The sequence below is a fragment of the Amycolatopsis sp. NPDC033938 genome, assembly GCF_055575975.1.
Window position 1 is genome coordinate 606,768 of record NZ_JBVIRO010000002.1, and the last position, 26,037, is coordinate 632,804.

The window sequence follows — 26,037 nt, forward strand, 5'->3', positions numbered from 1 at the left end:
GCGGTGAAGAGTTCATCTCGGCGCCTTCTGGTGAATACACGATCGGGTTACGGTCCGAAAATGACCAACAAACGATCGCGGATCTCCGCCGCGCTGCTCGTTCTGGTAGTCACCTTCTTCGGGGGGATCGGTGCCGCGCAGGCCACGGCCGCCGACGCGCCCCTCTCGATCCAGCAGAACCCTTGTGGGGATCTCACCGGATTCAAGCATTCGGCGCTCTCGTCGCTGCCCGCCGAGGCCACGACGACGTACAACCTCATCAAGAAGGGTGGCCCGTTCCCGTATCCGGACAAGGACGGAACGGTCTTCTCGAACCGGGAGAACATCCTCCCGAAGTGCGCTTCGAGCTACTACCACGAGTACACCGTCCCGACCCCGGGTTCGCCCGACCGCGGCGCGCGCCGCATCGTCACCGGGTCCGGCGGCGAGTTCTTCTACACGGGCGACCACTACGCGACCTTCTCCGTGATCGACGTCGACGGCACGCCTTCGCCGACGCCGACCTGCGGTGACACCTCGAAGCTGGCCAAGATCGGCTACTCCACGCTGTCCGCCGCGGCGAAGTCCGTCGTCGACAAGGCCCGCGGCGGTGCGACCGGCACGGTCTACGAGAACCGCGAAGGTGTGCTGCCGTCGTGCGCCGCCGGCTACTACCAGCTGTTCCCGGTGGGCACGAGCGACCGCGTGATCTCCGGCAAGGGCGGCGAGATCGTCTACACGCCGGACCGCTACGCGACCTTCAAACTGGTGAATCTCGCCGGCTGACCCGCCCGTGCAACATTTCGTGCCTCCTCGTCCGTGAGATACACCGGAACACTGACGAGGAGGCACGATGCGGTCTGGGGATGATGCGAGCTTCAGGGAGTTCGCCAGGGAAAAGGCGCTACCGCTGAGACGGACGGCGTACTTGCTCTGCGGCGACTGGCATCTCGCGGAGGACCTGGTCCAGGTCGCGCTCATCAAGCTCTACCGGGTCTGGCCGAAGGTCCGCCGGAAAGGGCCCGTCGACAACTACACGAGGCAGATCCTGATGCGCTGCTGGCTCGACGAGCGGCGACGACCATGGCGGAGCAGAGAGAACCGCGACGGTGTCGTCCCCGAAGAGTCGGTGGCCCCGGCCGATGCCGGGATTTCGGATTCGCTGCTTCGCGCCCTCGCTGAGGTTCCACCGAAACAGCGCGCCGCCGTCGTGCTGCGCTACTGCGCCGATCTCCCGGTCGCGGAGGTCGCCGTCGCGCTGCGCTGTTCGGAAGGGACGGTCAGGAGCCAGGCCGCGCGAGGGCTCGACGCCCTCCGCGCGGTCATGCAGAGACAGCACGACGAGGCTGTCTCCGGGAGGAGCGCGTGATGGACGAACTCGAAAACAGGCTGCGCGGGATCAAACTGGCCGAGCCCCCGCTCGGCTTCGATCCGGACGAGGTCGCCGGGACCGCGGCGAAGAAGCTGCGGAACCGGCGGGGAGTCGTCGCGACCGGGGTCGCGACACTCGCGGTGATCGCGGCGGCGGTGGTGTTCGTGGCGCCGGGGGACGGACCGGCGAAGGTGTCGCCTGCCGTGTCCTCGGCGCAGCCCGCGCCGAAGGATGACCTCCAGCACCTGAAGGAGGTGCTGCCGAAGGTGATCACCGGCGCGAAGGATATCGAAGTGGGGAACTTCTTGCCTGCGTATGACGACCTGAAGACCTCGCAGGTCAAGTACACCGACGCCGAGGGAAGGCGGCGGGGTGTCACCCTCACGATCGCCGGTCCGGTGAGCACGAAGAAGGGCTATCCGCGTGAAGACCGGTGCAACCCGGAAAAGATGGCCGACGGGATCGGTCCGGACCGGAAGCCGATGCGGTGCGTGGAGCTCCCCCAGCCGGACGGGAACTTCGTGGTGATCTCCGAAACCACCCCGAAGACGCCGGATCTGGTGGGGACCGACGTCATCGTCGGCCAGGGCGTTTCGACGGGGAAGGTGATCAGCCGCAACGCGATCGCCTTCCGGCCCGGCGGGGGCTCGGTCAACGTCTACGATCTCGGCACGCTGGACGACGACACCCGTGGTGGCCCGTCCCTGACCGACCAGCAGTTGCTGGCACTGGTCCTGGATCCGGCGTTCGACCCGCGGTGATCATGGCGCGCGGTACCGGGCGGGACACGCCCGGTACCGCGCGCTTTCACCCCTTACGGCGGCGATGAGGGCAAACTGATCTCAGGGAATGTGGGGATCGCTGTAGGTAGGGAGTGGGCCGTGTACCGGGTTTTCGAGGCGCTCGACGAGCTCGTCACCATCGTGGAGGAAGCCCGCGGCGTGCCGATGACCTCCAGTTGCGTCGTACCGCGGGGGGACACCCTCGAACTGCTCGACGACATCCGCGACGCCCTGCCGGGCGAGGTGGACGACGCGCAGGACGTCCTCGACAAACGTGACCAGCTGATCCAGACCGCCCGTACCGAGGCGGCGGAGACGATCTCCACGGCGAACACCGAGGCGGACCGCACGGTCGCCGAAGCGCAGGCCGAAGCCGAGCGCATCCTCGCCGACGCCCGCGCCCGCGCCGAGCAGATGATGAGCGACGCGCACGGCGAGGCCGAGCGCATGGTCGCCGCCGGGCAGGCGGAGTTCCAGAACCTCACCGACCGCTCGCGGGCCGAGTCGGAGCGGATGATCCAGGCGGGCCGCGACGCCTACGAGCGCGCCATCGAGGACGGCCGCGCCGAGCAGGCCCGGCTCGTCTCGCAGACCGAGGTCGTCCAGGCCGCGCACGGCGAGGCGGCGCGCATCGTCGACGAGGCGCACGTCGAGGCCGACAAGCAGCGCAGTGACTGCGACGCCTACGTCGACGGCAAGCTCGCCGAATTCTCCGAACTGCTGGCGACCACGCTGCGGACGGTCGACTCCGGGCGCAACCACCTGCGGTCCCCGGTCAACCTGCCGGGCAACAGCCGGACCTCGCTGTACGACTACCAGTCGTAGCCGCTGCCGCCGGCGGCGGTAGAGAGTCGCGAGCGCCACGCTTGAGACGCTGAGCGTCCCAGGCGAGGTGCATGAGGCATCCGCGCTCCTCAGCACTCACGAACCACGCACTATGCGCCCCCTGGAACTCGAGCCGGAGCAGTGGGTAAACAAATACGAGTCGCTCAAGGAGCCCTTCTCAGACTCGAAGATCGCCACAGGCGGCACACAAGCACCAGTGTCACCACAGCTGCGCGTGAAGGCCCCCTTCCCTCGGCTCAGCCGAGGGAAGGGGGCCTTCACGCGCAGCCGGTGCGGCTGGTGGTGCTGCTGAGGCTCGTGACGGCCCGGCCGCTAACGGGCTCGCCCGCCGTGGGTACCTGAAACATCCTTGGTTAGCCCCCGAATCACCACGCACGAGTCAGGACAGCAGATCCACCAGTGCGTCACCGCGGGGTGTCCGGACCACCAGGACGACCTGGCCCTCGCGGTGGCGCTGGATCAGCCCCGCCGAGACGAGCTGCTCGCAGTGGTAGGTCGCGGTGCTCGCGGCGCAGGAAAGCAGGTTCGCGATCTCGCCCATCCGCGCGGGCTTTCCCAAGTGCCGCAACAGTTTCGCGCGGTGTGCGCCGACGACGAGGTCGAGCCCTTCCGCTACGGAGGGTGCTTCGGTCCTGCCATTGTCGAGCAGGCCGTCCAGTCCGGGGAGGGGGTAGCCGATCCAGATGGCGTCCTCCTCGTCGAAGTTGGACACCACCGACCGGCAGCCCGCGAGCATCGGGACGAGGATCAGCCGACGGCCGCGGGTGGTGTACCGCGCCGGTTCGGCGTCGGGCAGCAGCAGTGCGCCGTTGCTGAACCGGAAATGGGGCCGTAGCAGGCCGAGCACCGCGTCGGTCCCGCCGCGGACGGAGGCGACGCCGATCCGTTCGATCTCGCGGTCGAGCAGGGGCCGGGCCTTGGTCCAGAGGTTTTCGGTCGCCATCCTGGTCGCGGTGAAGGCGTCCGCGAGTGAGGCGACCCAGCGTCTCGGATGGTCGGCCGCCTGCCGCCACTGCGCGGGCAACCGGTCGCCGAAGACCTCTTCGAGGCCTTTCAAAACGTCGGTTTCCGGCAATTCGCGCAGCATTTCCGCCTGGCGGGCGGCGGAAGCGTCCTCGCTGGGACTGACCGGCACGATGAAATCCGGCTGCACGGAGCTGCCGCGGCGGGCGAGCGCGCTCGCCGCGCGGTATCCCTGCTCCGGGATCGCCGAGCCTACCTGGCGGCGCCAGGGTGCGGGCAGACCGCGGTCGTACCCGCCGACGACCTCGACGAGCATCGAAACCAGCGAGATATGCGGGGAAACCGTCACCGTGACCGGGATCCTGCTGGTGTCACCGAGTTCGAGCCGGGTATAGGAGGCCTGGGGCGGCTTCTCGCGCATCCGGTCGTCCCTCCTGGGAGTGGGCGTCGCAGCACGCGATGTTAGCGCCTCCGGTCAATAGCCGACACCGCCTGAGAAAGCCAGTTGCTCATTCATGATGAGAAACGCGCCGAGACCGTGGAAATCGTTGGTGTTGCGCTTACGGGCGTAGTAATACGCCGTGTCGCCGACATTCGTGCCCTCGGAGATGTTCTTGATTTCGGTCAGCCCGTCGGAACCGGTCGAAAGCTGGGACAGGACGCCGGTGTAGCCCTTGGCGGCGACCGGTCCGTACTCCATGCCGACGTATCCGCGTTCCACCGCCCTGGAGAGCAGGAACGTGTACATCGCCGAGGCCGAGGTCTCCAGCCAGTTGTCCTTGTCGCCGCCGCGGTCGACGATCTGGAACCAGCGGCCCGAAGCCCGGTCCTGCCACCGGGTGTAGCCGGCCGCGAGGAACTTGACGATGTCCACGAGCCGCCGCCGTCGCGGGTGGTCGCGGGGAAGGATCTCGAGGAGGTCGATCGAGGTCATCCCGAGCCAGCCGATCGCGCGGGCCCAGTGGTACTTCGAATGCCGCCCGGCGCCCGAGGCCCACGGTTCCGAGCCGTCCTCGTCGTAGGCGTGGTAGAGCAGGCCCTTGGTCGGCTCCTTGAGGTGGTCGAAGTAGACGGTGACGTTCTTCGCGGCCTCTTCGTAGCAGTAGCCGCGATCGCCGAAGGTCTTGCCGTACAAGGCGAGGAACGGCTGCGCCATGTACACGCCGTCCGCCCACAACTGACCGGTCTTGCTCGTGGCGTGGAACATCCCACCGTCGGACGTCCGGGGATAGGACGGGAACCGGCGGCGTAGCTGTTCCGCCGCGGTCTGGTATTTCGCCTGCCCGGTTTCGGTGTACAGCAAGGGGAACATCTGCCCGGAGCGCATCGCGTCCAGGTTGGTGAACTCGTTGGCGATCCCGGTTTCGGTGACGAACCGGTCGTACCAGGCGAGGATGTAGTCGAGATAGCGTTTTTCGCCGGTGCGCTTGTACACCAGGTACTGGCCGTAGAGGTACAGGCCGCGCGTGTAGCCCCAGCCGCCGAGGGTGGCCGGGGTGTAGCGCGCCATCGTCGACTCGACGACCGCCCTGGACCAGTCCGTCGGGGCCGCGGTGGCCACGCCGGGCAGGGCGAGCGCGCCGAGCGCGCCCGCGGTTCCGGCCAGCACCGTACGCCGCGAAAGCCGTGCCGCGCGAAGAGGATTCGGGGACATTCGTGGCCCTTCCTGCGCCGGGGACACCGGGGGAGTGGGTGGCCGGGATGCCGATCCGCCGTCCGTCGGCATCCCGACCAGCTTTGGCGGCGACCAGGTCGCCGGGCTGAACTTTCCTTGCGGGACAACAACTACTCGCCGCCTCGACGGCAAGTCAAGAGAGGTCCGATCTCTTGTGTCATATATCAGATACAGCCACTCGAATGGCCGCTACCGGTGGCCGGGACCGTCCCGGTGGGCGGCACCGGCCGGTGCTCTCGCCTACGATCGAGGCGTGAACGAGCTGACCTTCCGCGGGCGCCGCGTCACCAGGGACCGCGCCCTGGTCATGGCGATCGTCAACCGCACCCCGGACTCCTTCTACGACAGGGGAGCGACCTTCTCCGACCCGGACGCGCTCGCCGCCGTCTCGCGGGCGGTGGAGGAGGGGGCGGACATCGTCGACATCGGTGGCGTTAAGGCCGGCCCCGGCGCGGAGGTGGACGTCGAAGAAGAGATCCGACGCGTGGTCCCGTTCGTCGAGCGGATCCGGGAACTGCATCCGGACCTGGTGATCAGCGTCGACACCTGGCGGCACGAGGTGGGCAGGCGCTCGGCCGAAGCGGGCGCGGACCTGATCAACGACACCTGGGCGGGCGCCGATCCGCGGCTGGCCGAGGTGGCGGCGGAGTTCGGCACCGGCTACGTCTGCTCGCACACCGGCAACGCCGTCCCGCGTACCCGTCCGTTCCGGGTGCGCTACCCCGACGTCGTCGCGGATGTCGTCGCGGAGACCGCGGCGCGCGCCGAAGCGGTCGTCGCACTCGGTGTCCCGCGCGAGGGCGTGCTGATCGACCCGACCCACGACTTCGGCAAGAACACGTGGCACAGTCTCGCGCTGCTGCGGCACGCCCGGGAACTGGCCGACACCGGCTGGCCGGTGCTGATGGCGCTGTCCAATAAGGACTTCGTCGGGGAGACGCTCGGCGTGGAACTCGCGGAGCGGGTCGACGGGACCCTCGCCGCGACGGCCTGGGCGGTGGCCGAGGGGGCGAAGGTGTTCCGGGTGCACGAGGTGAAGCGCACCCGGCAGGTGCTGGAGATGATCGCGTCGATCCAGGGGGTGCGGCCGCCCGCGCGCGCGATCCGCGGCCTGGCCTGACCCCACTCGTCAGGAGCCGTCCAACGGGATCACGGCCGAAACCGTGCTCCCGGAACCGGGTTCGCCGAGGACGGTGAGTTCGCCACCGAGCGCGCGGACGCGGTCGCGGAGACCGTGCAGCCCGGAACCGCCGCCGATGTCGGCCGCGCCGGTGCCGTCGTCGTGGACGTCCACCCGCAGCCCGTCCCGCTCGACGCCGATCCGTACGCGGACCTCCCCCGCCCGCGCGTGCTTCAAAGCGTTGGTGACCGCTTCGGAGACGACGAAGTACGCCGTCGCCTCGACGGCGCCGCTGAGCCGGGGCACGTCCGCCCCGGCGAGGTCGACCGCGAGCGGGATCCGGTCCAGCAGCGATCGGACGGCGGGGATCAGCCCGGCCTCGGTGAGGATCGCGGGATGCAGCCCGCGCGCGAGTTCGCGGAGTTCGGTGACGGTGGCCTGCAGTTCGTCGATGGTGTTCCTCAGCAGCTTCGCGACGGCGGGGGTCAGTTCGTCGCCGAGCCGCCGTTCCGCCATTCTCAGCAGCAGCACGACACTCACCAGTCGCTGCTGCGCGCCGTCGTGCAGATCCCGTTCGACCCGTCTCCGCTCGTCGTCGGCGGCGGCCACGATGCGCGCCCGCGAGGCCTGGACCTCGACGAGCCGCTCCTCCAGTTCCGCGGCGAGACGCTGGTTGTCCAGCACCAGCCCGGCCGCGGCGTTCAGCGCGTCGATCGACCGGGTGTCCTTCCACACCTCGTCGTCCTGCACGAGCGCGGCCAGGCCGGAGCCGTCGCGTTCCAGCAGGAGCCGGATCATCTCCGCGTTGCCGACCCGCGCCCGCAGCACCCCGATCAGGAACGCCAGCGGCCACAGGCAGAACGAGATCCGGTAGACGTCGAGCAAGGGTGCGGAGACCGGATGCCCGGAGCCGAGCGCGCTGCCGACCGTCGTGCTCACCGCGCCGATCACGGCGATGGCGACGACCGGGGAGAGCAGCCGCCGCTGCGGCAGCCGTCCGGCGAGCCAGCGGTAGACCAGCACCACGACGACACCGCCGCCGATCAGCGCGCCGACCAGCTCCAGCAGCCGTTTGACCAGCTGTTCGGCCTCCGGGGAGGCCGCGACCGCGGCGAGGTTCCGCGGATCGTCGTTGACCAGCAGACCGAGCACCGCCGAGCCGAAGACCACGCCGTAGGCGGAGAAGACGAGCGCGCGTTCCCCGCGGGACCGGAGTTTCCCGTGCGGGAAGACGAGCACCAGATGCGCGATCACCGGGCTGGACGCGGCGGACAGCGCGAGACCGGCGGTATGCGTGACGGCGTCTCCGGCGAACTGCAGGTCCTCGGCGAACAACGCGAGCCCGGCCAGCGCGATGAGGAGACCGGTGGGGTTCGAGGGCCGTCGCACATGCGCGACGGCGCCGGCGAGCAGGAAGAGGAACCCGGTCGTCGTCGACAGGGTGGTGTCGAGCACGGTGTGCGTACCGTCGGCGATCTTGAGCGTCATCGCCAGCACACCCAGCCCGAGGCCGGCGGTCAGCACGCCCGCCATCACGACAGTCCGACGGTGATTCACCATTCAGTGGTCACCATTGGAAGTCCTCCGGGGGTCTCGACGGCCCAGCTTCCCGCTGGACGCACGGCCGCAAGGCCCGAGTACAACCCGGTACGAGGACCTCGCGGCCGCACGCCCAGCGGAAACCTGGATCCGCCGAATACCCCCGAACGACTTCCCATGGCAACCACTAAGCGTGATTCGCCCGTTCGGCCCGGACCGTTACACCGGGCGGACGCTCCCGACGTCCTGAAATGTGGAACAACAGTTCCGCCTGGTGTCAAGGTTTCTCAGGATCTTTCCCGTCATTCGGATGGCGATGCAGGCGGGCGGGTGAACATGCGACTCTCGCGCCACCACCCGAGCAGCGTCGTACCCTCCGAAAGGCGACCTTCCGTGCGCACCCACCACAGAGCCCGTCTGCTGGCCGCGGCCTTCGCCGCACTGACCTTGGCCGGCGGGATCGCGGGGTGTTCGCGCGCCGACAGCGGTACCGCCCCCGCCGAGCAGAAGAGCCAGGGCGCCGCGTCCGAAGTGCGGGTCGGGTACTTCCCGAACGTGACCCACGCGCCCGCGCTGATCGGGGTGAAGAAGGGGTTCTTCGCCAAGGAGCTGGGCGCGACGAAGCTCACGCCCCAGACCTTCAACGCCGGTCCCGAAGAGGTCAACGCGCTGCTGGGCGACTCGCTCGACATCGCCTTCATCGGCTCCGGTCCGGCGATCAACGCCTTCACCAAGTCCAAGGGCGCCATCCAGCTCGTCTCCGGTGCGGTCACCGGCGGCGCGCAGCTGGTGGTGAAGCCCGAGATCACCACGCCGGAGCAGCTGTCCGGCAAGAACATCGCGACGCCGTCGCTGGCGAACACCCAGGACGTCGCACTGAAGAAGTTCGTCGCCGAGAAGAAGCTGGCGGGAGTCAAGGTCACCAACCTCGACAACCCGAAGACGTTCGACGCGTTCAAGAAGGGCGAACTGGACGGCGGCTGGCTGCCGGAGCCGTGGTCGTCGCGGCTGGTGCTCGACGCGGGCGCGAAGGTCTTGGTGGACGAGAAGAACCTGTGGCCGGAAGGCAAGTTCCCGACCACGGTCGTGATCGTCCGCAACGAGTTCCTGCAGCAGCACCCGGAGACCGTCACCGCCATCCTCAAGGGTGAACTCGCCGCCATCGAGTGGGCGAAGACCAACCCCGCCGAGGCGAAGACGGTGGTCAATGGAGAACTCAAAGCGCTGGCGGGCAGCACACTGAGCGAGGCGGTTCTCGACCGCGCGTTCTCGGGCATCGAGCTCGGCATCGACCCGGTCGCGTCGACCTTCAGTCAGCTCGCGCAGGACTCGGTGACCGCCGGCGTGGTGAAGTCCGCGGTGGACCTCAAGGGGTTCGCCGATTTCGGCCCGCTCAACGCCGTGCTCTCCCAGCAGGGCAAGCCGGGCGTGAACGCGCCCGGGCTGACGAAGTGACCGAAGGGGATCAGCGATGACGACCACCTTGGAGCCCGGCCTGTCCACCGGCGTCGCCGTGCGCCTCGACGGTGTCCGGAAGGCGTTCGGTCCCACCGGCCGTGCCGTCGTGGCCCTCGACGGGATGGACCTGACCGTCGCCCCCGGCGAGTTCGTCTGCCTGCTGGGCGCTTCCGGCTGCGGCAAGAGCACCCTGCTGAACCTGGTCGCGGGCCTCGACCAGCCGACTGCCGGCTCGATCACCCTCGAGACCTCCCGTCCCGCGGTGATGTTCCAGGAGGCCGCGCTGATGCCGTGGCTGACCGCTGCCCGCAACGTGGAACTCCCGCTGCGGCTGGCCGGGTTCGGCCGGACCGAGCGCCGCGCGAAGGCGGCCGAGCTGCTCGACCTCGTCCGTCTCGGCGGCGCGGGCGACAAGCGGCCGCACGAACTGTCCGGCGGGATGCGCCAGCGGGTCGCGCTCGCCAGGGCGCTGGCCGCGACCTTGCGCGTCGGCGGTGACCCGGAGCAGTCGCTGCTGCTGATGGACGAGCCGTTCGCCGCGCTCGACGCCATCACCCGCGACGTCCTCCAGGGTGAACTGCTGCGGGTCTACCGCAGCACCGGCACGTCGGTGCTGTTCGTGACCCACGACGTCCGCGAGGCCGTCCGGCTCGGCCAGCGGGTCGTGCTGCTCTCGTCGCGGCCGGGCCGCGTGGTGCGCGAATGGCGCGACGTCCAGGCCTCCGACGCCGAGGAGCTGACGCTGGAGATCACCGGTCACCTCCGGGAGGTGATCAGTACCCATGCCGCGGCTTGACCGCCCCGAGATCGCGGCGGAGGAGGCGGACGAGGCCGTCGGCGCGGGGCTCGACTCGCTCGACACCCCCGCCGGGGAACGCCGGGAAAGCCGGGGGAAGCGGTTCCTGCGCGGCTTCGTGCCGCCGGTGGTCTTCCTGATCTTGCTGGTCGCGCTGTGGCAGGCTTTGTGGGCCGCCGCGTTCTGGTCCGAGTCGATGCTGCCCGCGCCGCTCGCGGTCTGGGACGAACTCGTCGACATCACCACCGACGGGGAGATCTTCGAATTCGTCTGGACGTCGGTGCACCGTGCCGCGCTGGGATTCCTGATCGGTGTGCTCATCGGGACTCCGCTCGGCCTGCTGGTGGCGAAGGTCCGGCTGGTCCGTGCGGCCGTCGGCCCGTTCCTGACCGGGCTGCAAAGCCTTCCGTCGGTGGCGTGGGTGCCGGCGGCGATCCTGTGGTTCGGGCTGAACGACGCGTCGATCTACTTCGTCGTCCTGCTGGGCTCGGTGCCGTCGATCGCGAACGGGCTCGTCGCGGGCATCGACCAGATCCCGCCGATCCTGCCGCGGGTCGGCCAGGTGATGGGAGCGGGCAGGCTCTCCTCCGCCAGGCACATCCTGCTGCCCGCCGCGCTGCCGGGCTTCCTGGCCGGGCTCAAGCAGGGGTGGGCGTTCTCGTGGCGTTCGCTGATGGCCGCCGAACTGATCGCGCTGTCGCCGGCACTCGGCAAGGGTCTCGGCGCGTACCTGAACGAGGGCTCGTCGTTCAACAGCATGGAGGGCGTGATCTCGGCGATCTTCCTGATCCTGCTGGTCGGCGTCGGCATCGAGCTGATCGTGTTCCGGCCACTGGAACGGTCGGTCTTGCGGGCGCGGGGGCTGACCGCGTCGCTTTAGTTCATCTTCCGACGGTGGCCTACCTACGAGACCGTAAGTTACGGTGTCGTAGGTAGGCGTTTGCCGTATCCAGGAAGGACGAACGCATGACCACGGTCCCCGAAAGCACCCGGCTGATGCTCGAGCTCGAGGGGACGGTCGAGGAGAACCTCAACCGGCATCTCTCGGTCGCCAAGGAATGGATGCCGCACGAGTACGTGCCGTGGAGCGAGGGGAAGAACTTCGCCGAACTGGGCGGCGAGCCGTGGGATCCCGAGCAGTCGCGGGTGTCGCCGATCGCGCGGACCTCGCTGGAGGTCAACCTCCTCACCGAGGACAACCTGCCGAGCTACCACCGCGAGATCGAGCGGGCGTTCGGGCGCGATGGCGCGTGGGGCACCTGGGTGCACCGTTGGACCGCCGAAGAAGGCCGCCACGGCATCTGCATCCGCGACTACCTGCTGGTGACGCGCGCGGTGGATCCGGTCGAGCTGGAGCGGGCCAGGATGCAGACGATGCAGGCCGGCTACGACAGCGGTGACAAGGCGTTGCTGAACGTCTTCGCGTACGTGTCGTTCCAGGAACTGGCGACCCGGATTTCGCACCGGAACACCGGCCGGTACACGCAGGATCCGCTGTGCGAGAAGCTGCTTTCCCGGGTCGCGATGGACGAAAACCTGCACATGGTCTTCTACCGGAATCTGGTGCAGGCGTCGCTGGAGCTCACCCCCGACGCGATGATGCGCGCGATCACCGACGAGGTCGTCCAGTTCCAGATGCCGGGCGCGGTGATCCCGAGCTTCGTGCGAAAGGCCGCGCTGATCGCGAAGGCGGGTATCTACGACCTGCGGATCCACCACGACGAAGTGATCTGGCCGTTGCTGCGGCAGTGGAAGATCTTCGAGCTGGAAGGGCTCGGCGAGGTGGGGGAGAAGGCCAGGGACGAACTCGACCAGTTCCTGAAGACCCTCGACACCCAGGCGTCGCGGTTCGAGGAGCGGCGCGCGGCCGCCGAAGCCCGCTCCGCCGCCCGACGCACGTGATCAGACGGCCAACTCACGTGATCAGACGGAGAACTCCGTGTTCTCCATCCAATCACGTGAGTTCTCCGCCGAATCACGCGTGGCGGCCGTCAGAGTGAGCTAGCGGGAGCGGCGGCCGCCCGCGCGGGTTCCCGACGAGAACGCGGCGGCACCGCCACGGCGGGCCGGAGCCCCACCGGACTGGTTGCGCGAGGACTGGGACTTGGCGGCACCGGAACCGCGGCGCGGCTGGGACTCCGCCGCACCACGACGAGCCTGACCGCCCTTGGGTGCGCCTTCGCGACGTCCGGTGGTCTCGGCGCCGCGACGGCCCTGACCGGCGGGAGCACCACCACGGCGGTCACCCTCGGCCCGGGGCTGACGCGAGCGGCCCTCCGAGGAGCCACCACTGCGCCGTCCGCCACCGGAAGCACCCCGGCCACCGGCGGACGGGCCACGGCCACGGCCCGCCCGGTTACCTCGGCCACGGCCGCCTGCCGGACGGTCGTCTTCCTCATCGCCCTTGCCGAGGATGGCCTCGCCACTGGCGGAGACCTTCTTCGGCCGGGTGTCCACGATCGGCCGCCGCGGTGACGCGGTGAACGAACGCTCGCCGGGAGCCAGTTCGGCCAGCAGCGGATGGCCGGGGCCGAGCTGCGTCGTGGTCGGCTTGATGCCCGCCTTGCGGGTGAGGTCGCGGACGTCGCCGACCTGCGCGTCGGTCATCAGCGTGACGACGGTGCCGGACGCACCGGCCCGCGCGGTCCGGCCGGACCGGTGCAGATACGCCTTGTGCTCGACCGGCGGGTCGGCGTGGATGACCAGTGTGACGTCGTCGACGTGGATACCGCGGGCGGCGATGTCGGTGGCGACCAGTGTCTTCGCCGCACCGGAGGAGAACGCCTCCAGGTTGCGCGTCCGCGCGGTCTGACCGAGGTTGCCGTGCAGTTCGACCGCCGGTACGCCGGAGGCCATGAGCTTGCGCGTCAGCTGCTTGGCGCGGTGCTTCGTCCGGGTGAACACCAGGGTGCGGCCCGGCGCCGCGGTGAGGTCGATCAGCACCGGCAGCCGGTGGACCTCCTCCAGGTGCAGCACGTGGTGCTGCATGGTCGAGACCGGCGACTGCGCCGAGTCGACGCTGTGCGTGACCGGGTCGTGCATGAAGCGCTTGACCAGCACGTCGACGCCCGCGTCGAGGGTCGCGGAGAACAGCAGCCGCTGGCCGCGCTCCGGGGTCTCGGCCATGATGCGCCGGACGTCGGGCAGGAAGCCGAGGTCGGCCATGTGGTCGGCCTCGTCCAGCACGGTGATCTCGATGTTGTCGAGTTTCACCTCGCCGGAACGCATGTGGTCGGCGAGCCTGCCGGGGCAGGCGACGACGATGTCGACGCCGTCACGCAGCCGGGTGATCTGCGGATTGGGGCTGACCCCGCCGAAGATGGTGGTGACCTTGAGGCCGAGCGGTTTGGCCAGCGGAACGAACGAAGCCTCGATCTGGGTGGCCAGTTCACGGGTCGGCGCCAGTACCAGCGCGCGCGGACGGCCGGGGCGGCGCCGGGTCGGGCCGGCGGCGAGCCGGGCCAGGACGGGCAGCACGAAGCCGTAGGTCTTGCCGGAGCCGGTGCGGCCGCGGCCGAGGACGTCCCGGCCCGCCAGCGAATGCGGCAGCGTGGCGGCCTGGATCGGGAACGGGCTGGTGACGCCCTGCTCGGCGAGCGAGTCCACGAGGGTCTTGGGCAGGCCGAGTTCGGTGAAAGTAGGTGTGCTCATAAGCGTGTGGGCACAGGTGCGCCCTGGTATCTCCGTACGGATAGAAAGGGTTGTCCTGCCCGGCGCAGACCTCGGGGGGCCGCGGCGCGTGGTCTTCGACAACGAAACGCGGCCCGAGGCAGAACTGAGCGGACCGCGTCGTCCAGTGTACCCGGTCCTGATCTCCCGGACTACGTGATATCGCCCGCACCGGTCCGGCGATGTTCGTCGGTTCGGACGAGCCGGGCGCGGCGGCGCGGTGAAACGCTGGCCTGACCGTACGAAAGGGGACACGGGTGTCGAACGTTCAGGATCTGCAAGGCGTACTCGACGAGTGGGCGAGAGAGGCGGGTGTCCCGGGTGCCGTCGTGGGGGTGACACACCGCGGCGAGGAGTCGGTGTCCGCCACCGGAGTGTCCAGTGTGGACACCGGTCTCCCGGTCGATCCCGGCACGCTGTTCATGATCGGCTCCACCAGCAAGACCTTCGCCGCGGCCGCCGTCATGGCACTGGTCGAGGACGGACTGCTGGACCTGGACCGGCCGGTCGCCGAGTACCTGCCTGATCTCCCACTGGCGGATCCGGCCGCGCGGAAGACGGTGACGCTCCGGCATCTGCTCACCCACTCCGCCGGGTTCCTCGGCGACGTCGACTTCACGACCGGCTGGGGTGACGACGCGCTGGCGCTGGCGATCGCGAAGTTCGGCGAGCTGCCGCAGAACTTCGCACCCGGCGAGGTGTTCTCCTACTGCAACGCCGGGTTCCAGCTGGCCGGGCGGGTCGTCGAGGTGGTGGCAGGCGAACCCTTCGAGCACGTGGTCCGCACCCGGCTGCTCGAACCGCTCGGTATGACCGAGTCGTATTACCTGCCGTGGGAAGTGCTCACGCGCCGTCACGCCGTCGGTCACGTGGTGCGCGAAGGCGGACCGGCGGTCGAGCACACCGTGGGCCTGACCCGAGCGGACAGCGCGAGCGGCGGCCTGTGGTCCACGGCGGGTGACCAGCTGAAATGGGCCCGGTTCTTCCTGACCGGCGAGGCCGAGGGCGAGCCGCCGCTCAATGCCGCGTCCCGTGACCTCTTGCGCGCACCGCAGCGCAAGGCCGCCCTGCGGTTCGAGGAGGTCGGGCTGAGCTGGCTGCACACGAGCCACGGCGACGCGCGCCTGGTCCGGCACGGTGGCAACGTGAGCAACCTGCAGCTGTCGGACTTCGTGACGCTGCCGGAGGAGGACTTCGCCGTCACGGTGCTGACCAACAGCGCGGGCGGGGCGGCGCTGGGGGCGAAGATCGTCGACTGGTGCCTGGAGAAGCTGGTCGGGTTGCCTCCGCTCACGACCTTGCCGCCGGTGCCCCAGCCGGACATCGCCGAATACCTCGGCCGCTACCAGACCGGTGACCTGGCGTTCGTGGTGAGCGACCGGGACGGCGCGCTGCAGGCCCAGATGGTCGCCGAGATCGAGGACTTCCCGTCGCCGCCGCCGTTCGAAGCCGTGTTCGTCGGAGACGACGCGATCGCCCCGGCCGCGGACACCCGCAAGCCCACCGCGCGTTTCCTGCGGAATGAGCACGGGGAGGTGACTTCGGTCGAGTTCGGTGGCCGGACGGCGAAGCGGCGCGCTACGGTTACCGGGTAGTAACTTCGGCGACCAGGAGTGACGATGAGCGAAAAGGCGACCGCGTTGTTGCTGAACCCGGGTGGGTACGACCCACGGCAGTTCGACCCGGAGACGCGTCGCCTGCTGCGTGCCACCATCGAGTGGTTCGAACAGCGAGGCAAGCGCAAGCTCGTCGAGGACTACCACGAGCGGACCTTCTACGCGGACTTCATCGAGTTCGCGGGCAAGGAAGGGCTCTTTTCGACGTTCCTCACTCCCGGTGCCAACGCCGAGGGCGATCCCGACAAGCGCTGGGACACCGCGCGCGTCGCGGCGCTGTCGGAAATCCTCGGCTTCTATGGGCTGAACTACTGGTACCCCTGGCAGGTGACCATCCTGGGCCTCGGCCCGGTGTGGCAGAGCGCGAACGAGGCCGCCCGCAAACGCGCGGCGGACTCGCTCGCGGCCGGTGGCGTCGCCGCGTTCGGACTGTCCGAAAAGGAGCATGGCGCCGACATCTACTCGTCGGACCTCGTGCTGACCCCGGACGGTGCGGGCGGTTACCGCGCGAACGGGTCGAAGTACTACATCGGCAACGGGAACTGCGCGCGGACCGTGTCGGTGTTCGGCCGCATCGACGGTGTCGAGGGCCCGGACCAGTACGTGTTCTTCTACGCGGACTCGGAGCACCCGAACTACCACGTGGTGAAGAACGTCGTGCCGTCCCAGATGTACGTCGCCGAGTTCAGGCTCGACGACTACCCGGTGTCCGAAGAGGACATTCTGCACGTCGGCGCCGAAGCGTTCTCCGCGGCGCTGAACACGGTCAACATCGGCAAGTTCAACCTGTGCTTCGGCGGCATCGGGATGTCGACGCACTCGCTGTACGAGGCGATCACGCACGCGCACAACCGGGTGCTCTACGGCAAGAAGGTCACCGATTTCCCGCACGTGCGACGGGAATTCGTGGAGGCGTACGCGCGGCTCATCGCGATGAAGCTGTTCTCCGACCGCGCCGTGGACTACTTCCGCAGCGCGAACCCGGACGACCGCCGGTACCTGCTGTTCAACCCGATCACCAAGATGAAGGTGACCACCGAGGCGCAGAAGGTCATCGGCCTGGTCGCGGATGTGGTGGCGGCCAAGGGTTTCGAGGCCGACACCTACCTCGCGATGTCCAAGAACGACATCGACGGCCTGCCGAAGCTGGAAGGCACGGTGGCGGTGAACCTCGCGCTGATCGCGAAGTTCGTGCCCGCGTACCTGTTCGCGCCGCAGGCCTACGAGCCGGTGCCGACGCGCACCGACGCCGCCGACGACGAGTTCCTGTTCCGGCAGGGCCCCGCGCGCGGGCTGTCGAAGGTGCGGTTCCACGACTGGCGCGAGGCCTACGCGAAGGCGTCCGCGATCCCGAACGTCGCGCGGTTCACCGAGCAGGCCGAAGCGCTGGTGAAGCTGTTCACCGAAGCGGCCCCGGACGAGGCTCAGCAGCAGGACATCGACTTCGGCCTCGCGCTGACCGAGCTGTTCACGCTGGTCGTCTACGGGCAGCTGGTGCTGGAGCAGGCCGAGATCACCGGCATCGAGACCGAGGTCGTCGACCAGATCTTCGCCATCCTGGTGCAGGACTTCAGCGCCACCGCGATCGAGCTGCACGGGAAGTCGTCCTCGACCGAGGCGCAGCAGGCACTCGCGCTGGCGTCGATCCGGAAGCCCGTCGTCGACGCGGCCCGCTTCGACCACGTCTGGTCCCTCGTCCGCGATCTCTCCGGCACCTACGAGATGGCCCCGTGAGCTGAAGGACGCTTTCCCCGCATCTGACGCGGTGAAGGGCGCTTTCCTCGCATCACATGCGGGGAAAGCGCCCTTCAGCCGCTTCTAACGCGCCCAACCCTTACTTGCCGAAGCCGGCCTTCCGGAGCGCGTCCGCCATAGCGCCGCCCCCTCCAGAGTTCCCTCCACGGTCCCGGCCACCTCGACTACCGCCACCCTGACGCTGACCGCCCTGACGCTGGCCGCCACCGCCCTGACCGCGGTCACGACCGCCGCCGCCCTGCTCACGAGCAGGCTTGCCCGGCTCGTCGTCAAGCCGGAGCGTCAGCGAGATCCGCTTGCGCGGCACATCGACTTCCAGCACCTTCACCTTGACGATGTCGCCGGGCTTCACGACCTCACGCGGATCCTTGACGAAGTTCTTCGACAGCGCCGAGACGTGCGCGAGGCCGTCCTGGTGCACGCCGACGTCGATGAACGCGCCGAACGCGGTCACATTCGTCACGACGCCTTCCAGCCGCATCCCCGGCTTGAGGTCGGAGAGCTTGTCGACACCCTCGGCGAAGGTCGCGGTCTTGAACGCCGGACGCGGGTCGCGGCCCGGCTTTTCGAGTTCGGCGAGGATGTCGGTCACCGTCGGGAGGCCGAAGGTCTCGTCGACGAACTCCGACGGCTTCAGCGCCTGCAGCGTCCGCGAGTTGCCGATCAGCGAGCGGATGTCCGTACCGGTCGAGGACAGGATCCGCCGCACCACCGGGTACGCCTCCGGGTGCACCGAGGACGAGTCGAGCGGGTCGTCGCCGTCCGGGATCCGGAGGAAGCCCGCGCACTGCTCGAACGCCTTGGGACCGAGCCGCGCGACCTCCTTCAGCCCGGAGCGGGTCTTGAACGGCCCGTTCGCGTCGCGGTGCGCCACGATGTTCTCCGCCAGCCCGGTCGTGATGCCGGAGACGCGGGTCAGCAGCGGCGCCGACGCGGTGTTGACGTCCACGCCGACCGCGTTCACACAGTCTTCGACCACCGCGTCGAGTGAACGCGACAGTGAGACCTCCGACAGGTCGTGCTGGTACTGCCCGACACCGATCGACTTCGGGTCGATCTTCACCAGTTCGGCCAGCGGGTCCTGCAGCCGTCGCGCGATGGAGACCGCGCCGCGCAGCGACACGTCCATGCCCGGCAGTTCCTGCGAAGCGAACGCCGACGCCGAGTAGACCGACGCGCCCGCCTCGGAGACGACGGCCTTCGTCAGCTTCAGTTCCGGGTGCTTCTTGATCAGCTCACCGGCGAGCTTGTCGGTCTCGCGGGACGCGGTGCCGTTGCCGATCGAGATCAGGTCCACCTTGTGCCGGGCGCACAGCGCCGCGAGTTCGGCGATGGACTGGTCCCATTTGTTCGCGGGCTGGTGCGGGTAGATGACGTGGGTGTCGACGACCTTGCCGGTCGCGTCGACCACGGCGACCTTGACGCCGGTGCGGAAACCCGGGTCGAGGCCCATCGTGGCGCGGGTGCCCGCCGGGGCGGCGAGCAGCAGGTCGCGCAGGTTCGCGGCGAAGACGCGGACGGCGTCGTCCTCGGCCGACTGGCGCAGCCGCATCCGCAGGTCGATGCCCAGGTGCAGCAGGATCTTCGTGCGCCATGCCCAGCGGACGGTGTCGTTGAGCCACTTGTCGCCAGGACGGCCTTCGTTGGAGATGCCGAACTTGTGCGCGATGCGGGTCTCGTAGTCGGTCGGCCCGGTGCGCGGCTCTTCGGACGGCTCCTCGGACTCCATCGTGAGGTCGAGGATCTCCTCCTTCTCGCCGCGGAACATCGCGAGGATCCGGTGCGAGGGGAGTTTGGTGTAGGGCTCGGAGAAGTCGAAGTAGTCGGAGAACTTCGCGCCCTCTTCGGCCTTTCCGTCGCGGACCTTCGAAGCCAGACGGCCCTGCGACCACATCTTCTCGCGCAGTTCGCCGATGAGGTCGGCGTCCTCGGCGAAGCGTTCGACGAGGATCGCGCGGGCGCCGTCGAGCGCGGCCTGCGCGTCCGCGACACCCTTGTCGGCGTCGACGAACACCGCGGCGGCGGCCTGCGGGTCGGTGTTCGGATCGCTCAGCAGTCCGTCGGCGAGCGGCTCCAGACCGGCCTCGCGGGCGATCATCGCCTTCGTGCGCCGCTTCGGCTTGAACGGCAGGTAGATGTCCTCGAGGCGGGACTTCGTGTCCGCCGCCATGATCGACGCTTCCAGCGCTTCGTCGAGTTTGCCCTGGCTGCGGATCGAATCCAGCACCGCGACCCGGCGCTCGTCGAGTTCCCGCAGGTAGCGGAGGCGTTCCTCAAGGGTGCGGAGCTGGCTGTCGTCCAGCATCCCGGTGACCTCTTTGCGGTACCGGGCGATGAACGGCACGGTCGATCCGCCGTCCAGCAGGTCGACGGCCGCCTTGACCTGCCCTTCGCGCACACCGAGTTCTTCGGCGATCTTCTGCTCGACTGTCTGCAGGCCCTGCACGCTCACTCCCACGCTCCTGAATCCGCCCTCGGGTGCTCTTGGACCCTGCATTCTGCCGCTCGTACCGAGCCGACTTTCGTATGGCCTCCCTTAACCGAACCCTTGACAGCCGTATTGGTCTAGTCCATTTTGATGTGGCCGACGTCACCCGTTCGTGGAGGCCACCTGTGAAAGTCAAGCCGAAACACGCGTTCCTCGCCCTGCTGTCGTCACTGGCCGTGTGCCTGGGGGTGACTTTCGCGGTGTCGGGCAGCGCCTCCGCCGCCAACATCCTGACCAACCCCGGCTTCGAACTCGGGACCACGAGCGGCTGGACCTGCTCCGGCGCGAACGCGGTGGTCAGCACACCGGTCCACTCGGGCAGCCGCGCGCTCAGCGCCACCCCCGCGGGGCAGGACAACGCCCGCTGCTCGCAGAGCGTGCCGGTGAAGGCGAACACCGCGTACACGCTGTCGGCGTGGGTGCAGGGCAGCTACACCTACCTCGGCGTCACCGGAACCGGAACGGGTGACAAGAACACCTGGACCCCTGGCGGCGCCAGCTGGTCTCAGCTGTCACTGACCTTCACCACCGGCGCGTCCACCACCAGCGTCGAGATCTACCTGCACGGCTGGTACGGCCAGCCCGCCTACTTCGCCGACGACGTCAACCTCGACGGCCCAGGCGGCTCACCCACCACGACGCCGACCACACCGACGACTTCGAATCCGCCCACCACCACCACGACCAGCGAGCCGACGACCACGACGAGCACCCCGCCGACCGGGAACCTGCCGAAGCACGTGATCACCGGGTACTGGCAGAACTTCTACAACGGCGCGAAGGCGCTCAAGCTCGCCGACGTCCCGACGAAGTACAACATCATCGCGGTGTCCTTCGCCGACGCGACGTCCACGCCGGGTGCGGTCACCTTCACCCTCGACTCCGGTCTTTCGAGCCAGCTCGGCGGGTACACCGACGCGCAGTTCAAGGCCGACATCAAGACGGCACAGGCACGTGGGCAGAAGGTCATCCTCTCCGTCGGCGGCGAGAAGGGCACGATCCGCGTCGACTCCTCGGCCGCCGCGACGAACTTCTCGAACAGCATGAAGTCCCTCATCGCGACCTACGGTTTCGACGGCGTCGACATCGACCTCGAGAACGGCGTCAACGCGACCTACATGGCGCAGGCGCTGCGGGCCATCCACGCCGGCGGCGGCACGGTCATCACGATGGCGCCGCAGACGATCGACATGCAGAGCCCGGCTGCCGAGTACTTCAAGCTGGCACTCAACGTCAAGGACATCCTGACGATCGTCAACATGCAGTACTACAACAGCGGCGCGATGCTCGGCTGCGATCAGAAGGTCTACTCGCAGGGCACGGTCGACTTCCTCACCGCGCTGGCCTGCATCCAGCTGCAGGGCGGCCTGCGTGCCGACCAGGTCGGGCTCGGCCTTCCCGCGTCGGGTTCGGCGGCGGGCGGCGGTTACCAGGCGCCCGGCAACACGGTCAACGCGCTGAACTGCCTGGCGAAGGGCACGAACTGCGGTTCGTTCAAGCCGTCGGCGACGTACCCGGCGATCCGGGGCGCGATGACGTGGTCGATCAACTGGGACGCGTCGCAGGGCTACTCGTGGTCCAACACGGTGAGCGCGGGGCTCGCAGGCCTCCCGTGATACGCGTTTCGTCCTCTGAATGCGGTGGTTCGCCTACCGACCGCATTCAGAGGACGAATGCGGCGTCTCAGAGCGGGGTGAGGGGGAGGCGCAGGGCGGCCGGAGCGTGCGGGGGCACGACGGGCTTGAGGGGAGCCACCGGGGAGAGACGCCGGTAGGGGGAGCCCAGCGGCGGCCGCGGGTCGGCCTCTCCCTTGTTGGGCCACAACGCCATCGCGCGTTCGGCCTGCGCGGTGATGGTCAGCGACGGGTTCACCCCGAGGTTCGCCGAGATCGCCGAGCCGTCGGCGATGTGCAGGCCGGGATGGCCGTGCACGCGCTGGTACGGGTCGACGACGCCGGTCTCCGGGCTGTCGCCGATCGCGCAACCGCCGATGAAATGCCCGGTGATCGGGATGTTCGCCAGATCCGTCCAGGCACCCTGCGCCAGCCCGCCGATCTTGTCCGCCACCCGCCGGGTGACCTCGTGCCCGGCCGGGATCCACTCCGGATTCGGGTCGCCGACGCCCTGTTTCGTGGTCATCCGGCGGCCGAAGAGCCCGCGTTTCGTGTACGTGGTCACGGAATTGTTCAGCGTCTGCATCACCAGCAGCCCGACCATCCGCTCCGACCAGTGCCGCGGATTGTGCAGCCGCGCCAGGTGCCGCCAGTTCCGCCGTAGCTCGCGCAAGCCCAGTACCCACCGGCGTTTGCCCGGCTCGGCGTCGACGAGCACCGTCGTCAGCAGCCCCATGAAGTTGCTGCCCTTGCCGTACCGCACCGGTTCGACGTGGGTGACGGCGTCGGGGTGGATCGACGACGTGATCGCGACGCCGCGGGTGAAGTCGGTGTCCTTCCGCAGCGACCGTGCGGCGAGCACGGCCTCGGAGTTCGTCCTGGCGAGCGAGCCCAGCCGCGGCGACAGGTTCGGCAGCGTGCCGGCGTCCTTCAGGGAATGCAGGAGCCGTTGTGTCCCCAGGGAAGCGGCGGCGAAGACGACCTCCGTGGCGGTGAAGGTCCGCTTGCGCTTGCGCACCCAGCGTCCTGTTTGGACGGTGTCGACCGCGTACCCGCCTTCGATCGGCCGGACCGACATCGCGGTGGTCAGCGGATGGACCTCCGCACCCGCCTTCTCCGCCAGGTACAGATAGTTCTTGACGGTCGTGTTCTTCGCGCCGACCCGGCAACCGGTCATGCATTCGCCGCAGTGCGTGCACGGCTTCCGCCGAGGTCCCTCGCCGCCGAAGAACGGATCGACGTCGCGTTTCCCGAAATAGACGCCGACCGGGGTCGGCCGGTAGGTGTCCGCGATGCCCATGTCCTCGGCGACCTCGCGCAGCACCCGGTCGGCCGGGGTGACCAGCGGGTTCTCCACCACGCCCAGCATCCGTTTCGCCTGGTCGTAATGCGGGGCGAGTTCGGCCTTCCAGTCGGTGATATGCGCCCACTGCGGATCTTCGTAGAAGGTGTCCGGGGGTTCGTAGAGCGTGTTCGCGTAGACGAGTGAGCCGCCGCCGACGCCCGCGCCGCTCAGCACGAACGTGTTCTTCAGCAGGGTCAATCGTTGGATGCCGAAGCAGCCCAGTTTCGGGGCCCACAAGTACTTCCGCAGCCGCCAAGACGTCTTCGCGAACTCGTCGTCGGCGAATCTGCGGCCGGTCTCCAGTACGCCGACGCGGTAACCCTTCTCGGTGAGACGTAACGCGGTCACACTGCCGCCGAAACCGGAGCCGATCACCAGCACGTCGTAGTTCATCGCGGGCCCGCCGTCCGGTAGTCGCCGAGGTCGAGGGTCTTCGTCCGGCGGTCGTACTCGGTCACCAGCCCCGGCCAGTTCGTGCTCACGCGGCCGTTGTTCTGGCGGTACCAGCTGGCGCAGGCCGTCCAGACACTCTGGCCCAGCCGTCGCTGGATCTCCTCGTCGTAGCGTTGTTCGACCTCGGGCACGACGTCCATATAGGACACTCCGGGACGGCTGAGGTGTTCGACGGCTTGGCGGATGTAGCGGGCCTGCCGTTCGATCATGTAGATGATGGAGCCCGCGCCGAGGTTGGTGTTGGGGCCGTAGACGCAGAACAGGTTGGGGAATCCCGGCACGGTCATGCCGAGGTACGCCCGCGCGCCGCCGGACCAGGCGTCGGACAACGCGCGGCCGCCGAGGCCCTGCACCTTGAGATCGCCGAGGAACTCCGTCGCCGCGAAGCCGGTTCCGTAGACGATGACGTCGGCCTCGTGCTCGACGCCGTCCTCGGTGCACACCCCGGACGGCGTGATCGCGCTGATGCGGCCGGTCTCCACCGCGACGTTGTGCTGCGCCAGCGCGGGCAGGTATTCGTTGGTGAACAGGATCCGCTTGCAACCCAACGGATAGTCCGGAGTCAGCTTCGCGCGCAGCTGCCGGTCCTTGATGTGGCGGCGGCGCAACTGGGCCGCCCGGAGCTCGAAGATCTTCGCCAGCGACGGATGTTTGGTCATCGCGTAGGTCGCGTACTCGGCGAGGAGGAAGATCCGGAGCCTGCCGAGCAGTTGCGTGGCCGGCAGAGACCGGAACAACCGCTGCTGCCAGCGCCGGTAGCTGGTGTCCCGTTTGGCCAGGATGTAGGGCGCGGTGCGCTGGAACACCGTCAGCTCCGCGGCCTGGCGCTGGAGCCGGGGCACGAACTGGATCGCACTCGCGCCGGTGCCGATCACCGCGACCTTCTTGCCGCGCAGGTCGACGTCGTGGTCCCAGCGCGCGGAGTGGAAACTGGGGCCCTCGAAGGTTTCCTGGCCGGGGATGTCCGGCAGCACCGGCCGCGAGAGCTGTCCGACGGCGGGGACGAAGACGGTCGCCTCGAAGGTCTCGCCGCCCGCGGTCTCCACCCGCCAGAGCCCGCGCTCCTCGTCGAAGGACGCGCTGGTGACCCGCGTGTTGAAGCGGATGTGCGGTTCGAGCGCGTAGCGGCGGACCACGCGTTTGAGGTAGGCGTGGATGTCGGGCTGCAGCGAGAAGCGCTTCGGCCAGTCGGGATTGGGCTCGTAGGAGAACGAGTACAGCGGCGACGGGATGTCGCAGCCCGCGCCGGGATAGGTGTTCTCCCGCCAGACGCCACCCGGTTCGGCGGCGCTCTCCAGGATGGTGAAGTCGTCGAACCCGGCGCGTTTGAGTTCGATCGCCGTCCCGACCCCGCCGAAGCCCGTCCCTACGATCAGCACGCTCGTCTTGCCCATGCCGATCGAAGTTACGCACCGATCAGCCCTCCCGGAAGTGCACGTCCGGCCACTCAATCGAGATTTCCGGCCACCACTGTATGCGACTCGGCCTTCGGGTGCGCCCAGGTCAGAAGGCGGTGCGCGGAGCTTTCGAGGGCGTCCAGATCGCGCTTCGGGACGCGTTCGAACGGCGTGACGACGACCGAAGCGGCCTTCTTCACCACCTTGATCTCCCAGAAGCCCTTCACCGATCCGTCGACCAGGATGGTGCCCTTGACCAGGCCGTTCTGGGTGATGACGACCTTGCGGTACTCGTCGCTGATCACCCGCGTGCGGTCGGCGTAGGACAGGATGGTCTGGTCGAACGGCCCCAGCAGCCGCGGTGGCGCGGGGGTGTCCGGATCCGGCCGAGGCGCGTCCGGCAGATCGAACAGCTCGCGCCCGTTCTCGTCACGGAACGTCCGCAGTTCCGGCCGCAGCCGCTCGGCGACGTCGCCGAGCTTCGTGATCCCGGCCCACGCCTGCGCGTCCTGCACACTGGCCGGCCCGAACGCCGCCAGATAGCGCCGGAACATCGCTTCCGGGGACGGCGCCGAGTCCGGCTCGGCGCCCAGCCAGTCCCCGGTGGTCTGATACGTCGGCTGTCCCGACTTGCCCCACACGCCCCGCGGCGGGATCTGCACCAGCGGCAGCAACGCCCGCGCCACGTGCACCAGCGACGACGGCGCGACGCCCTCCCAATGCTTCGCCAGTTCCGCGCCGAGGCCCGCCGACGAAAGCGGCCGTTCGCCGAGCAGTTTGCGGGCGGTGCGGGCGATCTCCTGGTGGTCGAGGTCCTTGATGTCGGGGCCGAACTGGGTGTTGCCGGTCACCGAGCGGTCGTAGAGCGGCTGCACGATGGGCCGCCACGCGAGCGCGTCCTCTGGGGTCACCAGGTGCACCGTGCCGCGCATGAGCGCGATCCGCACGACACTCTTGTCCAGCAGCAGCTTGGCCAGGTCTTCCTGGCGGAAGCCGTGCAGCCGCGTCCACAGCGCGAAGTACGGCGGGTTGGGCGCCTGCGCCTGCAACCCGGCGAGATGCTCGACCGCTTCGAGCGCGGTCATCTTCGAACGCCGGAGCAGCAGCTGCCGGTCCAGCATGGCGCGGTTCAGCGCGCGCCTGCTCAACGTGTCGGACATGCCGCTCACCT

Annotated in this window: 20 protein-coding genes; 12 read left to right on the forward strand and 8 right to left on the reverse strand. The window is 68.8% G+C overall.

All coding sequences use genetic code 11. The features are described 5' to 3' along the window. The first annotated feature begins 60 nt into the window (after positions 1–60). The 4 genes from ACZ5ZX_RS09560 (at position 61) to ACZ5ZX_RS09575 (ending at position 2,958) form a co-directional block, all read left to right on the forward strand. The gene (locus ACZ5ZX_RS09560; protein ID WP_465501538.1) at positions 61–765 is read left to right on the forward strand and encodes a ribonuclease domain-containing protein; all 705 of its coding nucleotides are present in this window, start codon (positions 61–63) and stop codon (positions 763–765) included. A 67-nt stretch (positions 766–832) separates the two neighbouring features. Continuing rightward, a complete protein-coding gene (locus tag ACZ5ZX_RS09565; protein ID WP_465501539.1) occupies positions 833–1,348 on the forward strand; it encodes an RNA polymerase sigma factor in 516 nt (171 codons plus the stop codon). Continuing rightward, complete coding sequence (locus ACZ5ZX_RS09570; RefSeq protein WP_465501540.1) at positions 1,348–2,112, forward strand: hypothetical protein; 765 nt, start codon at positions 1,348–1,350, stop codon at positions 2,110–2,112. Before ACZ5ZX_RS09565 ends, ACZ5ZX_RS09570 begins: the two co-directional genes overlap by 1 nt. Positions 2,113–2,232: 120 nt before the next feature. Beyond that, entirely contained in the window at positions 2,233–2,958 is a 726-nt protein-coding gene (locus ACZ5ZX_RS09575) for a DivIVA domain-containing protein (protein WP_465501541.1), read from the forward strand. Between the two features lie 400 nt (positions 2,959–3,358). Here ACZ5ZX_RS09575 and ACZ5ZX_RS09580 read toward each other — a convergent pair whose 3' ends face one another. Together ACZ5ZX_RS09580 and ACZ5ZX_RS09585 are read right to left on the reverse strand one after the other, a co-directional pair. Further along, the gene (locus tag ACZ5ZX_RS09580; protein ID WP_465501542.1) at positions 3,359–4,363 is read right to left on the reverse strand and encodes a winged helix-turn-helix domain-containing protein; all 1,005 of its coding nucleotides are present in this window, start codon (positions 4,361–4,363) and stop codon (positions 3,359–3,361) included. A 54-nt stretch (positions 4,364–4,417) separates the two neighbouring features. After that, positions 4,418–5,596 (reverse strand): glycoside hydrolase family 88/105 protein, encoded by a 1,179-nt coding sequence (locus tag ACZ5ZX_RS09585; RefSeq protein WP_465501543.1) that lies wholly within the window; start codon positions 5,594–5,596, stop codon positions 4,418–4,420. A 274-nt stretch (positions 5,597–5,870) separates the two neighbouring features. Here ACZ5ZX_RS09585 and folP point away from each other — a divergent pair, with 274 nt between their 5' ends. After that, positions 5,871–6,737 carry a dihydropteroate synthase gene (gene folP, locus ACZ5ZX_RS09590; protein ID WP_465501544.1) on the forward strand — a complete coding sequence of 289 codons (867 nt, stop codon included), beginning with the start codon at positions 5,871–5,873 and terminating at the stop codon, positions 6,735–6,737. A gap of 9 nt (positions 6,738–6,746) precedes the next feature. On the opposite strand, the gene ACZ5ZX_RS09595 is transcribed toward folP, so the two are convergent. Next, a complete protein-coding gene (locus ACZ5ZX_RS09595) occupies positions 6,747–8,297 on the reverse strand; it encodes a sensor histidine kinase (RefSeq protein ID WP_465501545.1) in 1,551 nt (516 codons plus the stop codon). Positions 8,298–8,669: 372 nt separating this feature from the next. Here ACZ5ZX_RS09595 and ACZ5ZX_RS09600 point away from each other — a divergent pair, with 372 nt between their 5' ends. The 4 genes from ACZ5ZX_RS09600 to ACZ5ZX_RS09615 all read left to right on the forward strand — a co-directional run bounded on the left by ACZ5ZX_RS09600 (position 8,670) and on the right by ACZ5ZX_RS09615 (position 12,432). Then, the gene (locus tag ACZ5ZX_RS09600; RefSeq protein ID WP_465501546.1) at positions 8,670–9,731 is read left to right on the forward strand and encodes an ABC transporter substrate-binding protein; all 1,062 of its coding nucleotides are present in this window, start codon (positions 8,670–8,672) and stop codon (positions 9,729–9,731) included. A 16-nt stretch (positions 9,732–9,747) separates the two neighbouring features. Next, positions 9,748–10,530: an ABC transporter ATP-binding protein gene (locus tag ACZ5ZX_RS09605; RefSeq protein ID WP_465501547.1), complete on the forward strand. Its 783-nt coding sequence runs from the start codon at positions 9,748–9,750 to the stop codon at positions 10,528–10,530. Further along, complete coding sequence (locus ACZ5ZX_RS09610; protein WP_465501548.1) at positions 10,517–11,410, forward strand: ABC transporter permease; 894 nt, start codon at positions 10,517–10,519, stop codon at positions 11,408–11,410. The genes ACZ5ZX_RS09605 and ACZ5ZX_RS09610 overlap by 14 nt, the downstream gene beginning before the upstream one ends. Before the next feature lie 86 nt (positions 11,411–11,496). Beyond that, the gene (locus tag ACZ5ZX_RS09615) at positions 11,497–12,432 is read left to right on the forward strand and encodes an acyl-ACP desaturase (protein ID WP_465501549.1); all 936 of its coding nucleotides are present in this window, start codon (positions 11,497–11,499) and stop codon (positions 12,430–12,432) included. 99 nt (positions 12,433–12,531) lie between these two features. Here ACZ5ZX_RS09615 and ACZ5ZX_RS09620 read toward each other — a convergent pair whose 3' ends face one another. Then, positions 12,532–14,181 carry a DEAD/DEAH box helicase gene (locus ACZ5ZX_RS09620; RefSeq protein WP_465501550.1) on the reverse strand — a complete coding sequence of 550 codons (1,650 nt, stop codon included), beginning with the start codon at positions 14,179–14,181 and terminating at the stop codon, positions 12,532–12,534. Positions 14,182–14,456: 275 nt separating this feature from the next. Here ACZ5ZX_RS09620 and ACZ5ZX_RS09625 point away from each other — a divergent pair, with 275 nt between their 5' ends. Beyond that, the gene (locus ACZ5ZX_RS09625; protein ID WP_465501551.1) at positions 14,457–15,794 is read left to right on the forward strand and encodes a serine hydrolase domain-containing protein; all 1,338 of its coding nucleotides are present in this window, start codon (positions 14,457–14,459) and stop codon (positions 15,792–15,794) included. A gap of 24 nt (positions 15,795–15,818) precedes the next feature. Next, positions 15,819–17,549, forward strand: coding sequence for an acyl-CoA dehydrogenase (locus ACZ5ZX_RS09630; RefSeq protein ID WP_465501552.1), 1,731 nt, complete (start codon positions 15,819–15,821; stop codon positions 17,547–17,549). Positions 17,550–17,649: 100 nt separating this feature from the next. On the opposite strand, the gene ACZ5ZX_RS09635 is transcribed toward ACZ5ZX_RS09630, so the two are convergent. Then, on the reverse strand, positions 17,650–20,022 hold the full coding sequence (locus ACZ5ZX_RS09635; protein ID WP_465501553.1) for a Tex family protein: 2,373 nt from the start codon (positions 20,020–20,022) through the stop codon (positions 17,650–17,652). Positions 20,023–20,183: 161 nt separating this feature from the next. Here ACZ5ZX_RS09635 and ACZ5ZX_RS09640 point away from each other — a divergent pair, with 161 nt between their 5' ends. Continuing rightward, positions 20,184–21,674: a chitinase gene (locus ACZ5ZX_RS09640; RefSeq protein WP_465501554.1), complete on the forward strand. Its 1,491-nt coding sequence runs from the start codon at positions 20,184–20,186 to the stop codon at positions 21,672–21,674. 67 nt (positions 21,675–21,741) lie between these two features. On the opposite strand, the gene ACZ5ZX_RS09645 is transcribed toward ACZ5ZX_RS09640, so the two are convergent. From ACZ5ZX_RS09645 to ACZ5ZX_RS09655, 3 genes are read right to left on the reverse strand one after another with little or no spacing between them, the layout of a single operon-like run. Continuing rightward, positions 21,742–23,409, reverse strand: coding sequence for a GMC oxidoreductase (locus ACZ5ZX_RS09645; RefSeq protein WP_465501555.1), 1,668 nt, complete (start codon positions 23,407–23,409; stop codon positions 21,742–21,744). Continuing rightward, positions 23,406–24,863, reverse strand: a complete 1,458-nt coding sequence (locus tag ACZ5ZX_RS09650; RefSeq protein ID WP_465501556.1) for a flavin-containing monooxygenase — start codon at positions 24,861–24,863, stop codon at positions 23,406–23,408. Before ACZ5ZX_RS09650 ends, ACZ5ZX_RS09645 begins: the two co-directional genes overlap by 4 nt. 53 nt (positions 24,864–24,916) lie before the next feature. After that, entirely contained in the window at positions 24,917–26,026 is a 1,110-nt protein-coding gene (locus ACZ5ZX_RS09655; protein WP_465501557.1) for a winged helix DNA-binding domain-containing protein, read from the reverse strand. Between the last annotated feature and the right edge of the window lie 11 nt (positions 26,027–26,037).